At 64.5% G+C, this 13054-nt stretch carries 10 protein-coding genes; 3 read left to right on the top strand and 7 right to left on the bottom strand.

Going from position 1 to position 13054, the window contains the following annotated elements; all coding sequences use genetic code 11:
- Positions 1-7: 7 nt before the first annotated feature.
- The 5 genes from N2M23_RS05560 to N2M23_RS05540 form a co-directional block, all read right to left on the bottom strand.
- Entirely contained in the window at positions 8-760 is a 753-nt protein-coding gene (locus tag N2M23_RS05560; protein ID WP_171155134.1) for a DUF5131 family protein, read from the bottom strand.
- A gap of 344 nt (positions 761-1104) precedes the next feature.
- Positions 1105-2295, bottom strand: a complete 1191-nt coding sequence (locus N2M23_RS05555) for an SAVED domain-containing protein (protein WP_265443931.1) — start codon at positions 2293-2295, stop codon at positions 1105-1107.
- Complete coding sequence (locus N2M23_RS05550; protein ID WP_265443929.1) at positions 2288-4084, bottom strand: ThiF family adenylyltransferase; 1797 nt, start codon at positions 4082-4084, stop codon at positions 2288-2290. Before N2M23_RS05550 ends, N2M23_RS05555 begins: the two co-directional genes overlap by 8 nt.
- Before the next feature lie 16 nt (positions 4085-4100).
- Positions 4101-5129 carry an SMODS domain-containing nucleotidyltransferase gene (locus N2M23_RS05545; protein ID WP_265443928.1) on the bottom strand — a complete coding sequence of 343 codons (1029 nt, stop codon included), beginning with the start codon at positions 5127-5129 and terminating at the stop codon, positions 4101-4103.
- Positions 5126-6166, bottom strand: coding sequence for a CBASS cGAMP-activated phospholipase (locus N2M23_RS05540; RefSeq protein WP_265443927.1), 1041 nt, complete (start codon positions 6164-6166; stop codon positions 5126-5128). The genes N2M23_RS05545 and N2M23_RS05540 overlap by 4 nt, the downstream gene beginning before the upstream one ends.
- Before the next feature lie 974 nt (positions 6167-7140).
- On the opposite strand from N2M23_RS05540, the gene N2M23_RS05535 reads away from it, so the two are divergent.
- Positions 7141-8139, top strand: a complete 999-nt coding sequence (locus N2M23_RS05535) for an AAA family ATPase (RefSeq protein WP_265443926.1) — start codon at positions 7141-7143, stop codon at positions 8137-8139.
- A gap of 5 nt (positions 8140-8144) precedes the next feature.
- The gene (locus N2M23_RS05530; RefSeq protein WP_265443924.1) at positions 8145-10706 is read left to right on the top strand and encodes a S8 family peptidase; all 2562 of its coding nucleotides are present in this window, start codon (positions 8145-8147) and stop codon (positions 10704-10706) included.
- 400 nt (positions 10707-11106) lie between these two features.
- Here the strand turns inward: N2M23_RS05530 and N2M23_RS05525 are convergent, their stop codons facing one another.
- Complete coding sequence (locus tag N2M23_RS05525; protein WP_265443922.1) at positions 11107-11301, bottom strand: helix-turn-helix transcriptional regulator; 195 nt, start codon at positions 11299-11301, stop codon at positions 11107-11109.
- A 309-nt stretch (positions 11302-11610) separates the two neighbouring features.
- On the opposite strand from N2M23_RS05525, the gene N2M23_RS05520 reads away from it, so the two are divergent.
- Complete coding sequence (locus N2M23_RS05520) at positions 11611-12051, top strand: helix-turn-helix domain-containing protein (RefSeq protein ID WP_171155148.1); 441 nt, start codon at positions 11611-11613, stop codon at positions 12049-12051.
- Here the strand turns inward: N2M23_RS05520 and N2M23_RS05515 are convergent.
- Positions 12048-13049: a GAF domain-containing protein gene (locus tag N2M23_RS05515; RefSeq protein ID WP_171155149.1), complete on the bottom strand. Its 1002-nt coding sequence runs from the start codon at positions 13047-13049 to the stop codon at positions 12048-12050. The genes N2M23_RS05520 and N2M23_RS05515 overlap by 4 nt on opposite strands.
- Positions 13050-13054: the final 5 nt, after the last annotated feature.

The following is a 13054-nucleotide window of genomic DNA, read 5'->3' as shown; positions in this document are numbered from 1 at the left end:
AGCTTGTCTAAGCCGGCTCCACGGCCAGTTGCGGCATATCGTCCCAGGTGCGGCCTTCGAGTTGCCGTCCGTTGGCCTTCGGTGTCCGGCCTCCCCACTGCTTGAAGAAGAAGGACACTCCGGCCCGAACACACTGGTCGCGGATGTCCTCGACCCAGGCCGGGTCCATCGGCCGCGCCCGCGGCCCCGATTCGCCGCCGGCGATCACCCAGTCGATGCTCTCGAGGTCCAGCCCCGGTAACGCGGTGAGGAGCGGCTCGCACGACAGGAACCGCGTGGCTGCCGGGACCATGCGGAGGTGGTCGATCCGGTCGGTGACGTCGAACGACTCCACCGACACGCCCATCCAGAGGTTGTCCGGCCAGTCGAGTCTGTCGGAGATCCTCGCTGTACGGTGCGCGCGCTTGGTCAGCACCTGGTAGGTGTGCTGCGGCGTCTCGCGGATCACGTCGAAGACGTCGCGGATGAAGTCGAGCGGCACCTTGGCGTGGAAGAGGTCGCTCATCGAGTTCACGAAGACGACCTTTGGTGTGCGCCACTTCAGCGGTTGTTCCAGTGCGCGTGGATGGATCGTGACGCCGAAGCCGGGGCCGGAGGTCCTGGGGTCGCCGTCGTTCTGGTACTTCTCCGCGCCCATCGCCTTGAGGCGTTTCGCCAGCGCCAGTGCGTAGCAGTTGTCGCACCCGGCGGCGACCCGGTCACACCCGGTGACGGGGTTCCAGGTGACCTCGGTCCACTCGATCGCGCTATTCGTGGCCAACGACTTCACCTCTTCCTTCTGTGAGCGTAGCCGCCACGACGGGGCGACCCGACCTGAACCACCGCACGCTTCAAAAATCTCATCAGACACACGCGTCACTGCCGCGCGATGCCGATCGTTTCATCCGGCGCAAACATGCTCTTGCCCATGACGGCCGAGTCTGAATCCGACTCCACTGTCGCTCACGCGGCGATAGGACGCACTTTCACGGGGGCGAAGATCGCGGCATGTGGGCTTTTCTTCGGAGCGCTCCAGAGGCACGGGCCGGGGTGTCGCAACGACTGGGTTTGGACACCCCACCCGACACAGTAGTTTCAGTTGGCCCTAGCCCCACGATCATTGCTCTATTGGCTGACGACGAGCACTGCCTCGTAGGACTCGGCGCTGCGCTCGTAGACCGTGACAGGCGGGTGGATGTCACGGACGAACGCACGGCCTATCTCGATCGAGGCGGACACGGGGGCTGAAGCAATCAGGTGCCAGCGCCTAGCATTTGAGAACCGCGCCTCGGCTGTCGCTAGCGCGGCTCGCCACTGCTCGCCGAAGTTGACCAGCGACTGCTCGTGGGAGAACAGCGTCGGGCTAGGGGCCTCGTTGATGGGTCTGACCTCAATAATCGGCTGCCCCTCCAGCACATCACTGAAGACAGCCCGATTCACCTCGCTAGTCAGCGGGCAGACCAGCACGACGTGTTCGGCGGAGGTGTCCTCGTCGGACGAAATGACCTCAAACTCGACGGGAGCGCGTTGGTCGCTCCATGACCAGCCGACGAACTGGTCGCGGTGCTTTTGAAAGAGGCGCGTCGGTGTCTTGTCGTCCAGGCGCCAGCCTAAGTAGACGAGTAGCGGTACTGGGGCGATGGCAAACACTGATATGTGTTTGACGTCGCCGGTGTGGATGGCCTGTCGCACCTGGGTGATGGCGTCGTCGATCGTTTGCTGGGCGGCGTCCCAGAACCCACGGCCGCCGACAGCGCCGTTGATGCGGCAGCTGAAGTCTCCACTCCGCTGGGTCTCGACCAGCCCGAGGTAGTTGACTGCCAGAAGCGTCTCGGCGATCTCGCGCTGCGAGGCCATGGCGAGCGAGCCGCGTATGGTGCAGCCGACTCGCAGTGCCGCGGTTCGCGTAAGTCCGCCGTTCTCTGTGACCATCTCGATGCGCCGCTCGAACGACTCCTTGATCTGCCGCAGCTTCTCTGGCGGGAAGAAGTCGATGTGGTCGGGGTTGTCGATGATCTTGTGACAGTCATGGCATAGGAGCAGCAGATTCTCCTCGGCCTCAGTGTCATCGACCCCGTCATTGTCTCTACTGCGCGGGGAGCCGTCGCCGCCGGTGGCGCCGATATTGTGCGCCAGCTCGGCCAGAAGCACCGAGTGAAGGTACGTCCGCTGGTCGCCGAGGAGGCGGCGGTTGCAGATCGTGCATCGTCCAGCGGTGCGTGCCCACAGAGCGTTGCGCACCGATTCTTTGATGCGGTCTCGCTTGACGGTGGTGTCGCGTTCATCGGGGGACAAAGTCGACTGTGGCTCAGCCATTGGACAGCCCCGTCTCGATGGGATCTGCGACCGGCACAAAGTGTCGCAGCGGGCCAGCCTCACCGTGGGGCAGCGAGATCAGGTGCGTTCCCGACAGTGGGTCGCCCGATGCGAGGTGTGAGCCCAGGATGCTGGTTAGACCGCCTGCCACGCCACTCAGGTCAGCGGCGGATCCGTGGAACGTCGGCGTCGAGCAGCCGCGCGTCGGGATGATCTCGTCGGAGTCAGCCTCTGAGCCCCACAACTCGTGGAACGGCTCCAAACTGCCGTCAGCATTCACCATGTGACCTGCCTGCCGGTCGATGGTGAGGCAACCGCGTGATTCCGGCGGCATCGAGATTGTGAGGATTCCCTGCGTTCCGGTTCGCACGTCGCAGGCGATCTGCGCCAGGATCGGGCGACCGGCGGTCGCGGCGGCGGCTTCGAGCACGCGCCCGATAGCCACGCTGACGGTTGCATCGATGACCACATCGGCGTCGGACCATTCAGAGAGTTCCGGCATGTTGCCGTCGCAAGCCGTTACCTCCACGACATCACTGATCGCCCGTAAACGCGCGGCAAGGGCCTCCGCCTTCGAGTCACCGACGTCGGCCTCGGTGAAGTTCTGGCGGACCAGGAGCCCCCCGGTGATGCGGCCGGGGTCGCAGAGCACAACCTTCTTCGCGCCCGCGCGAACGACGAACTCGGCGACCCACGATCCGAGACCACCGCAGCCCCAGACGTGCACGGTCTTGTCAGCAAAGGCAGCGACCGGCCGCGTCGAGTCACGCCGGGTCGTGACCTCGGGGCGCTCGTCGGAGACAGGGAGCCACTCCACGTCCGTGCCGGACTCACTCTTGGCCGGGTCGATAGTGATGATGGAACTCCTCTTCGCGCTGTCTCGGGCCAGCGCCCGGAGTCGGTCGGCGGCGGGCCCAGGAAGGCTGGCGACGAGCAGGTGCGGCGCTCCGCCGGTGGGGTGAGGGACCGCGATCACGATGCGCTGTGCTGTGCCGTCGGGCTTGCGGATCGCGCTTGCGCCCGCGGCGGTTAGGAACGGCGCCGCAAGACCCGTCAGCCTACGCACCTTGGCGAATGCGTCGCCAGGTGCGGGGTAGCCCGCATACGAGTCCTCGATGACACTCAGGAGCGAAAGGAGTGTGTTACCCACCCCCAACGGCAGAGCGGCGTCAAGTTGCACGACTGGCACATGCTCGGCAACCGTGCTGCCCACGGCTCGGTCGCGGTCCAGCGTCAGGTCGTAGCGAAGCGGGGTCCGCTGGATGAGCCAGCCGTTTCGGACAAGTCGGCCGCCGGGCAACGGGCGGCGCACGACCACGCTCGGGGCACCGTCCGTCTCGTGAAGCACTCCGCCGACGGCGTGGTAGAGCGCGGTCTGGGCGTCGAAGCGTCCAGCAGCGGCGTCGCCAAGCCACTCGATCAGTCGGTCGACAAGGCCGCCAAAGCCGCCGGCGGGGTCCCATTCACGCGACGCGTCGAGGTACAGACACAGTCGGGTGCCCTGTAGCACGTGGGCATGATTGAGAAACCGCAGGTGATCGACGTCGATACGCGGCGGCACGATGTCGGACTGACCCACGCTGACTTGAAACTCTTCGTGGTCAAGCAGGCGCAAGCCGCCATCGACGCGCTCGATGCCAGCGGTGCGCACACGCATGCGAAGCTGCATCATCCTGCCGCTGTATCGAGGTTTGCCGATCATCTCGACCTCGCCCGGGTACGCCAACGCGAAGGCGGTCAGGTCCCCGAGGACTCTGGCCTGCCACTCGCTAGTGCGCCTCTTACTCACGCCGCACTCCACGCAATCACCCGGCGCGACCGGAGTGCTTCACCGTCGACGCCGACACCGCAGCCCCGGCGCTGGAGACGCTGCTGAACTTGGTCGATCCCGAGGAGCCAGACGACGAGCCGGAGCCTTTGGGGGCCTTGAAGCCTTCGCCGAACAGTGTCTGCCACTTCTTCACGCTCTCGTCGAAGTCCTCCTCGTCGTAGGCGGCCTTGATCTCGGCGGCGTGGGCGTGGATGCGGTTCCGGAAGTGGGCGTAGGTTTCCTGGGTCCAGCGGTGGTCGAAGGAGGTGCCGGAGCCGGATGGATCCATGATGGTCGGCTTGGTAGGGCGATCTTGGAGCCACTCATCGAGGTCGGAGACGATGTGGAGCAGCGCTGTCGGCAGGTCGCCGTAGTAGCCATTGTCGAGCACTTTCCGCCACGACTCGACCCGCTCGCCGAGCAGCGTCGTGACCAGGATGGACTTCGTGCCCGTCCAGGAGTTCTTGTGGTCGCGCAAGAACTTCATGATCCGAATGACCTCACGCAAGCGCTTGTTGGCGATGGCGTCCTTGGTCTTCATCCACTCGGTGAAGCCGTCGGTGTCGGTGCGCTCCCACTTGTTGTCGTCGCGGTTGATGATCCACTGCGTCCCGTCCGCGCGCAGCACGAACGGGACGATGTCGACGTGCATCGCGTTCTCGGCGTAGTTAACGTAGACGCATCGGCACTTTCGTCCGTGTGGCATGCCCTTGTAGGGCGAGGTCTTGTGGAGGACGTTGTAGATCGCGTTGCCGTACTTCTTGAGGTCGTCGGCCCAGTCAGGGTCCTCGACCATCTGGATCATGAAGTCGCCGTCGAAGGCGTTGCCGTTGACCGGCTTGATGATCGTCCGCTGCGGCCAGGAGCCCTGGGGGATCTTCTTCTTGATCAGGGGCTTGAGTTCTTGGTCGTCCTTCAGGCACTGGTAGATCGAGTCGACCCGGCTGCTGAGCAGATCGACCTTCCACTGGGGCAGGTTGACGGTGTTGTCGAGGAAGTTCTTGAAGTAGTCGGTGTGCTTCACGATGCGCCTCCGGGGGTCGTCGGGGTGCCGGGCTCGTCATCGGTGCCGGGCAGAGGATTGGGGATATAGCGGGTCGCCGTGTGCGCGGCGAACCGCTCGGTGAATAAGGGACTCAGGAGCCGGCTCTGGCCGGCAGCCAGGCCGGCCAATGACTTTGGACTGGCCCGATCGAGCGTGAAGACGTTGCCGGGAACCAAGGCGTCGAACCGAACGAAGTCGTCCTTGCCGACGAGATGTGCGGCAGTGCCCTGAGCCCCGCGAGTAGCAGCGGTGACCATGAAGTTGGCGGCGGGCTTGGCCCAGTTGATCCAGCCACCGGTGTCGAGATGCTCAGCGTGCTTGGCCCGCTGGTCGACGGTGCCGACGTTCAACACCCGGATGGCTTCCAGGCTGACGTCGAGCATGCTCACGGCCTCGCCGACAGCGACGACCGAGGGATTGTTGGCCCAGACCCCGCCGTCGACGAGTCGCCGCCCGTCGACATGAGCGGCCTCGAAGAACGTCGGGGCCGCTGTTGTCGCCATCGCCACGTCGACCATCGAGATCCTCCCGTCGCGGCACAAACGCGGGTGGTGGGGCGTCTTGAAGATGCGCACCTCGGCGCGCTGCACATCCCACGACGGAATGATGAGTCGCTTTGTGCTCTGACCCAGCAGCTGTGCTCCGAATACCTCAGTGAGAGCCTCGCGCAAGACCGAGCTGGAGTAGGCCGGCCCGATCGCGTGCGACCCAAAGCGCCACGGCGCTCGACGTGAGCGAGGGAAGACCTGTTCGACCCGGTCGGTGTATTGCTCGACGATTTCGGCGGGAGTCAACCCGGCTCCTAGACCAAGCGCGAGTATCCCGCCGGCCGAGGTCCCGGCGATCAGGTCGAAATGGTCGGCGATGCGCACGCCCAAGTCAGCTTCGAGGCTCGCGAGCACGTGGGCGGTAAAGAGCGCCTTCGCGCCGCCACCGTCGAGTGCAAGCACCTGGAAGAGCTCGGGACCCGGCGGCGATGGCGACTGCGCACTGGGATGATCGGGGTCATTGGACACGGTCGTCCTCCTGGGTTCGTCATCGGACGACGAGGACCTCGGGCGCCGGAAGATGTGATCTCCGAGACAGGAACGCGGTTCTTCTTCCGAAGACGCCACTCCCGACCTATGCTGGCGAACGACCAAGTATCACCGCGCAGGTCCTGAGATCAGACATCGCTCTGGCTCAGGGCCTTCGTGCTGTCTGGCTGAGATCGCTTTTGACCTCCTCTATAGAGTACCGGCGACGACCGACAACTTCGTCCCGATTCGGCCCCTGAACCACAGCGATGTAGTTATCCGCAGTTGGGCCAGGCCAATTGCCACATCTTGTTCAGACTCCGAGACTCGTCGCCCTAGATGTGCGGACTGCCGCCATTGGACCGCGACGGCCGTAAACGCTCCCGCCCTGCGCCACGGGAGTCCCTCTTTCCGTAGGTTATCCACAAGAAGGGCGTTCAAACTTCTACTTGGCGGCTCGTGATCGACCTCAATCTGAGGTGGGATTTATCGCGTCTAGGCGGGCGGAATCGGCATTGACGACATTGGTGTTCAGACGCCGGCGACGTAGGCGGTGAGGAAGTGGACGCCGTGGCGGTCGAGGTTGCCGCGGGCTCGGTCGTAGTGTTCGGTGGTGCGCGGGTCGGCGTGCCATGCCAGGATTTGTGCGTCTCGTAACGGGACCGCCGGCCTCCAGGGCGTTGGTGATCGCCGCATGGCGAAGCGAGTGCGGGCTGCCGCGGGATCGCGGCGGCTTTGGCGATGCGGGTGACCATCCGGTAGACGTCGCGGCGGTCGAAGGGTTTGCCCGGACTGCGGCAGAAGGATGAGGCGCCCGGCACACGCGAATCGGAGATGCTGGGTAATCCTGAACGCGTGCCGACACGGTGCGTGTATCGGGTTGCCCGATGAGGTGGGTGACGATGGCTAGACTGCGTGGACAGCCTGCCATACCCGGGTCAGGATCAGACTCGTCCGCCGAAGGAGGTCAGGCCATGGCAACGAACGATCAGCTCAAGGCGCTCGTAAAAAGCCATGCAGATGGTGACGACCCTCAGTTCTACGCGATCGCCATGCAAGTCGCCGCGAAAGCCGCACGCTCAGGACAGTCGAAGTTCGCCCGGGACCTCCGCGACCTCGTAGACGACCTGCGCAAGCGAACCTCGGCGTCGTCACGTGTCGCGGCCGTCGTGCCCGTTACCCAGCCTCGTGGCGAATTGAGTTCACTGCTGACCGTCAGCTACCCGGACGCGCGCCTGGGCGACCTTGTCCTGTCTGACGATCTGGGTGCACGTCTGAGGCAGGTCCTGCTCGAACAACATCAGCGGGACACGCTCGCTCATCACGGACTTCGTCCCGCTCGGCGGCTGCTGCTGATTGGGCCGCCCGGTACTGGTAAGACCTCGACTGCGCGTGTGCTGGCCGGTGAGCTGGGACTGCCTTTGTTCGCGATTCGCTTGGACACGATTATCACCAAGTTCATGGGGGAGACCGCGGCGAAGCTTCGGCTGATCTTCGATGCACTCGTCGAGACGCGGGGGGTCTATCTGTTCGACGAAGTAGACGCGCTCGCTGGCGACCGCGCTGCAGCGAACGACGTCGGTGAGATCCGTCGAGTCCTGAATTCGTTTCTTCAGTTCCTGGAAGAGGACGCCTCGGAGAGCGTGATTGTCGCGGCCACGAATCATCCGCAACTGTTGGACAACGCGCTGTATCGGCGATTCGACACGGTCATGAATTTCGTGCTCCCCGACGACGCGAGCGCCCAAGCCGTTATCAAGAACCGGCTGGCGATATTTCACATCAGCAACCTGAGCTGGCCGCGCGCAGTCGTAGCTGCCCGCGGCCTCAGCCATGCCGAGATCGCGACCGCCGCAGAGAACGCCGCAAAACGCAGTGTCCTCGCCGGTCGAACAAGGATCCTCACCGATGATCTGGTTGCGGCCCTTGAGGAGCGGCCGCGTCTCACTGGTCAGCGTGACGAGAGCGTATAAGTGGCATGGCTGCACGTGATCGTCCACACATCGTCGTGCCCGCGTTGCCGAGCTCGGAACCCTTCACTATTCCCACGGGCGGAGGAGGCACCGACGGTTCAGGGTTCTCGCAGGATCGAGGTCAACACGGCTCAGCCCTTGTCCAGCAGTATGAGGCTTCGCTAGCGGCTCCGGTCGACGCGCCAGAGGTCTCAGGGACCTATATCTCGTTCGTCTCGTTTCCCGGCCTCGAACTGGCCCTGGAGAGTCTAGATGTGCAGCGCTCCGGCGAGCAGCCCGAGCTCGTCGCAGTCCGGGAGGCCGATTCTGTAGACGGCGCCGTCCAGGTCGCGACTGTTTACATCCCGGACGGTAAGAAGGAATATTTCCTCAAGCGGCTGACCCAATACCTCGAGTCATCCGGCGAGGACAAGGTACGCAACGCAAACCTGGTCGATGGAATCCAGTCCATCCGCCGAGCCACGATTCGGGAACTCTGGACCGACTCTGACGCGACCTACCCCACTGACTCGTCAGATACCAGATGGTGGGAGGTGTGGCTGCGCCAACGCGACGGCAACGAGCTGAGCCGGTTCACTGAGTTCGTCACCGCGCAAGGCCTCCGCACCAGCGACCATTACCTCGGATTCGGTGAACGAACCGTCGTGCTGCTGAACGCCACGGCGGACCAGCTCGCCGAGGCCTTCCACTCACTCGACGACATCGCCGAACTGCGGCAGCCTCACGACGTCGCAAGCTTCCTCACCGAACTGCCCGCCGCGGAGCAGGCCGAATGGGTCGACGAGCTCCGTCAACGGCTTCGTCCCGCATCAGCCAGCGCCCCCACCGTGTGCATCCTGGACACGGGTGTGCAAGACGGACATCCGCTGCTGACCGACTCGATCGCCGCCCCAGACCTCCACGTTGCGGATCCGCTCTGGCAACTGCCGCCCGTGTATGGGCACGGGACCGAAATGGCGGGACTCGCTCTCTACGGCGACCTCCACGGCGCCGTGCTCGACATCAACCCGCTCGAGCTCCGTCACCGCCTCGAATCCGTGAAATTCCTGCCCGACCGAGGAGACAACGATCGGGACCTGTACGGCGCCATCACCGCTCGCGCAGTCGATCAGCCCGAGATTCAGGCCGTGGATCGTCCGCGGGTCTTCATGCTCGCCGTCACCGCGCAACGTTCGAGACCCGCCACCAGGCAAGAAGATTCAAGGGCGGCTCCTGCTCCCGAAGCGGGCAAGCCGACCTCCTGGTCCGCATCGATCGACGCGTTAGCATTCGGCCGCGCCATCGACGACGCCGACCCCAAATTCACCTACCTCGATCGCGATGAACCCAGACGACCGAGACTATTCATCATCTCCGCGGGCAACATCCGCGACGTCCTCGGCACCGACGACCACCTCAGCCGCAGTGACCTTGAGCCCGTTGAAGACCCCTCCCAGTCTTGGAACGCACTGACCGTCGGCGCATACGCCTCCCACGACGACATGTCTGGGGCAGCTGCCGGTTTCGCTGGCTACCACCCCATCGCCCCTCGCGGCGAACTCTCCCCGGTCAGCCGTACTTCGGTCGTGTTCGATCGCAAAAAGTGGCCGTTCAAACCCGACGTTGTCGCCGACGGCGGAAACGTCGCCGCCTCACCGGACAAGACCGACGTGGACACCCCACCTAATCTCGCGCGCTTGACCACGCGCTTCCGCACACTCGGCGAAGGCTTCTTCACGACAACCCGCGATACCTCCGCAGCCACCGCCTCCGTCGCTGCGATCGCCGCCGACATCTACGCCGCCTATCCTGGCCTGCGCCCCGAAACCGTGCGGGCGCTGATCGTCCACTCGGCCGAGTGGACCGATCCCATGCGCGCCCGCTTCGACGCCGAATCGAGCAAAACCGCGCTCACCGCGCTGTTGCGGCGCTACGGGATGGGCGTGCCTGACTCGGGCCGAGCCCTCTACAGCGCCACCGACGCACTCACTCTCGTCGCCGAAGCGCGCATTCACCCGTACCAGCGTGAGGGTGCGAGTAACGCGGGCAAGACTCGTGAGATGAATCTCCATGAGCTGCCGTGGCCAATTCCCCAGCTCGAGGCTCTCGGCGCCGCGAGGGTTCGGATGCGCGTGACTCTCTCGTACTTCGTGGAGCCGAACCCCTCCAGCCGCGGATGGACCGGCCGCTACATCTATCCTTCTCATGGACTTCGGTTCGCGACCCGGCGACCCGAGGAAAGTGTGGACTCGTTTCGGCAACGTATTAACACTCGCGCCCGCATCGACGGCGAGAAGCCGCCGAGCCGCGACACCGAACCAGGGTGGCTGTTCGGCACTAACCAGCAGCAGGCTGCAGGCTCGCTCCATACCGACATCTGGTCCGGTACTGCCGCCGCCCTTGCCAGCAAGGGAGCCATCGCGGTCTATCCGGTCGCAGGCTGGTGGAAGAACCGCGCGAAGGACGACCAAAGTGATCAGGGCGTCGACTACTCCCTCATCGTCAGCATCGAATCACCCGAGGTCGACGTCGACCTGTGGACCCCCGTCTACCAGCAGGTCGAGCCATCTATCGAGATCACCACCTAACGCAAGATCGTCAGCCGGCGACGACGGGGACTAGAAGAAGGACGACCGTTACCCGGCGGTGGGGGACGCCCTTTCTGGGCGGTAGGCAGCAACTTTCGGACGATGGTGGTCGTCCTTAGGAGTCACAGCCATGCCGAACCACTGACCAGGTCTTGACCAGGTCTGCGGAACGTTGTTGCACGGTTCGTTCAGATCTCGGACCGTAGTCGGCGACGAACCGTTCGTGTCATTTCTGCAGTGGAGGACAGCGCACGTCATCCCGGCCGCGATCTGCCGGACGATCGAACTGAGGCTACGGGGACGGGCCGGCAGTCTGTCCACCAAGATGTCGACTCGATCGTCGACGAGGACCACGGCAACGCGACCATCAGGTTGTCTTGTGCGCGAGTCATATGAGGTGTTACGCCGTTGGAATGAGGACCATGAGCCGATCGACGTCGGCAGGGTCAACGCGAAGTACGCGAGGTCCGCTGCGGTAGGCGGGCAGTTGGCCGGCGGCGATTCTGCGACGCAGGGTTCGGATGCTCAGGCCGGTCCGCTCAGCCGCGTCGGACAGCGTCTCGAACTGGCGGCGGGGTGTTGTGGGGGTAGGCATACTGTTCTCCTTTCAAGTTACATAAGGACAGATGGCGCCTCTGGCGGTCACACGCGAGGATGGAGATTTGTGGGCATGTGGTCGACGGCCTCGTGGACCGTCAATGGCTACTCGCATCGCGCCGAATACTTCGGCCCCTGGTCACTGGAACAAAGGTGAAAGCGCGACGACTTGGCAGCGGAGAACCCGAAGTCTGCTCAGCCGGTGCCCAACGGATGTCGACGAAGCTCCAGCGCAGCGGTCACCGGTCCAACCAACGAGTGACGACCCAACCCGTGCGAGGGCGCACCAAACGAATACGATCCCATCGTGTCCGGTCATTCACCATTGCGTGCGGAAGCGCTGCGTGACGCCCGGGTGAACGCTGGTTTGACCCAGCATCAGCTGGCTAACCGGATTGGCGTTGCTGGGGGAGAGCGGGTGTCCCGCTGGGAGCTGGGTACGTCCACGCCGACGCCGGCGATCCTCAGCAAGCTCGCGAAGGTTCTCGGGGTCCGGATTGCGGACCTACTTGTGGATGCCGACGGGCCAGCCGATTTGCGGCTGCTGCGGCTGGAGGCCGGCTACGGCTCGCGAGAGACTGCGCGTCGCGCGCACTTGGCGGCCGCGACATATATCCGGTGGGAGGCAGGGGCCTTCAGTAGGATGCCGGCTGACGCGGAACTGACGCCGCTGGCCCGTGTGCTCGACGTCCGCCTGAAGGTATTACGTGACGCGCTAGAAGAGTCTCGGCGGCGGCGCGGGGTTTAGCTGCCCGAAGAGTTCACGTCGATCGTCCAGAGCGCGGCTGTCGTCGAGTTGTCCAGCAGCATCGGTTGACTGGTCACGTTGACGGCCGCCCACTCTGTATCAGTGCCTCGCAGGCGGATCGACCGTGTGACCGCGCCGTCGACCAGGCGGTTGAGATTGTGCACCACTTCGGCATCGTCTGGATGGAAGATGTCGATGCCCGGCACGGCCCAGTCGATCGACGAGGGCGGTGAATCGACCCACTGGATGATGTGGCCGGTGCGGACATCGACGATCGCGCGATGAGTGCCCGATTCGGCGGCAGCGTCCAGAACTCGACGCTCAAGGACAGCGAGGTGTGGTGCCTGCGGGACGTCGTCCGCGGGGCCGATGTCGTGGGTGATGCCGTGTAGGACGATCTGTGGGCCGTCCTGGGTATCGTGCCGCAACGCTCGGCAGGAAAAATGGGCTGCGCGCCGATCGCCGTCGTCGCAGACGACTGTCCAGATTGCCTGGTGTTCGGTGCCGGGCTCGGACTGCACGATCTTGGCCAACGCCTCGGAGGCATCCGGTCCGGCAGTAAGTCGAGTGAAGGCCTCACCCATGGCTCGCTTGGTGCGCCGCTGCTCCACGGGTTGGCGGTACAGATCGAGCAGCTCGTCGGATCCGGCTACCTCGAAGCTGCTGAGATTGAAATACCACGCGCCGGCGATGTCATGCGGGAGGGCTGGCCCAGCGTCGCCCGGGCCTCCCAGCCATAGCCAGGCGCCGTTCACCTGGCCGTCGTACGCGCTGAGCGGATGAGCCAGACACCGGCGGCCGGCGGAAGTGGTCACATCGTATGGCTGCGCGGCCGCAGTGACGTGCTCGAGAGCCCTGTGCGCCATGGCCAGGGACGTCCGGCTACGGGCAAAAAACTTGTCCAACGGCACCATGCTCCGGGGCCTGGAGCCAAGGCCGACCAGCGTCGGTGGCTTGAGGCCGAACGTCTCGACAAGACACCATTCAGGCCCGGACATCGCTG

This window comes from Flexivirga meconopsidis (genome assembly GCF_026162425.1).
Taxonomy (GTDB): Bacteria; Actinomycetota; Actinomycetes; order Actinomycetales; family Dermatophilaceae; genus Flexivirga; species Flexivirga meconopsidis.
The sequence above is the reverse complement of the archived record's forward strand: the minus strand, read 5'-3'. Positions and strand labels throughout refer to the sequence as shown.